This is a genomic window from Geobacillus sp. Manikaran-105, from assembly GCF_002809955.1.
Classification (GTDB): Bacteria; Bacillota; Bacilli; order Bacillales; family Anoxybacillaceae; genus Geobacillus; species Geobacillus thermophilus.
Window position 1 is genome coordinate 1 of the sequence record NZ_PIJG01000121.1, and the last position, 1,685, is coordinate 1,685.

Annotated in this window: 1 protein-coding gene; it reads left to right on the forward strand. The window is 50.7% G+C overall.

The annotated features are described in order from the left end of the window. Positions 1–25: 25 nt before the first annotated feature. Positions 26–1,576, forward strand: coding sequence for an IS1182 family transposase (locus tag CV945_RS16780; protein WP_171698435.1), 1,551 nt, complete (start codon positions 26–28; stop codon positions 1,574–1,576). The last annotated feature ends 109 nt before the right edge of the window (positions 1,577–1,685 follow it).

Genomic DNA, 1,685 nt, shown 5'->3' on the forward strand with positions numbered 1-1,685 from the left:
CCACCGAAAGAAGGGCGATTCTTTTATGAAACATGATCATATTTCCTTTAAAGAGTATACCATGGACAACCTCTCTTTGCCAAGCAACATCGCCGATCTCATTCCACGGGATAACATGGCCCACGTGGTTCATGAGATGGTTGAACGCATCCCGATGGAGACGTTTCTTGCTTACTACAAAGGAGGGGGCGCCTCCGCCTATCATCCGAAAATGATGACCAAAATTCTCCTTTACGCTTACACCCAAAAAATGTATCATGGCCGTGAGATTGCACGGCAGCTCGAAGTCCACCTTCCCCTCATGTGGCTAAGTGGATTTCAAAAGCCGGACTTCCGCTCCATCAATCGGTTTCGTTCGGAGCGGATGAAAGACCTGATTGACGACCTGTTCCGGGAAATGATCACGCTGCTCGTGGCCGACGGCTATGTCAAGATGGAAGATTATTTTGTGGATGGAACGAAAATTGAAGCGAATGCCAACCGGTACACCTTCGTTTGGCGCAAATCGGCTGAGAAGTACCAGGAGAAACTCCAAGCCAATGTCGATCGGCTGATTGCCCAGATCGAGGCGATCGTGGAAGAAGAAAAGGCGGAAGACATCGACCCTTCGCCGGCCTTTACGTCAGAAGAAATCCGAAAGAAAACCGAGGAGTGGGAAAAACGGTTGGAGGCCGAGCCGGACAACCAACCGTTGAAGAAGGCCATCAAGAAGATGAAGGAGGACTACTTGCCCCGCAGTGAAAAGTATGAACACCAACTCCATGTATGCGGGGATCGCAACAGCTATTCCAAGACCGATGTGGATGCCACCTTCATGCGGTTGAAGGAGGATCACATGCGAAACGGCCAGCTCAAGCCGGCCTATAACGTACAGGTGGGTTCTTCCGGCCAATTTATTTTGGGGTATTCCCTTCATCAGAGGCCGGGCGACACTCGTTGTCTTCTCCCGCATTTGGAGACCGTTCGAGAGAAGTACGGCGTGGAACCCGAACGTTTGATCGCTGACGCGGCTTATGGCTCGGAAGAGAACTACGTGAAGCTGGAAGAGAAGCACATATCGGCCTTGATCAAGTACCATACGTATGAGAAGGAGAACACGCGCAAGGTCAAGAAAAATCCGCATCATCAGCAGAATTGGACCTATGTGGAAGAAGAAGACGTTTGGATTTGCGCCAATGGGAAAAAGCTGGTTCGCACCGGAACTTCGAAACAGACCACGGAATCAGGATACACCTCGGTCACCCGACACTACCAATGCCATGAATGCGAAGGATGTCCGTTCCGTTCGGCCTGCACGACTTCCAAGTATGGACGAACCACGCAATGGAACCCCGTCTATCATGAACAAAAACAGAAAGCCCGCGAACGGTTGGAGAGTGAAGAAGGGCAAGCCCGATACCGCCAACGCCAAACCGACATTGAGAGTGTATTTGGGCAAATCAAACAAAATCGCGGGTTTCGTCGCTTTGTCCTGCGAGGCCTCCAAAAAGTTTCCATCGAATGGGGGCTGGTTTGTGCTGCCCACAATCTTCTCAAAAAAGCCGCTAGGGACAAGCAATTGTCCTTGGTGGCGTAAATGAGGGGGAGAACAGAGTCGGAATTTTGTTCCGTTTGGTAAAATATACAAAAACCAGAGAGGGCTGACTCCAAAAGTCCGCTTTTTGGCGGACTTTTGGGTCAGCCCC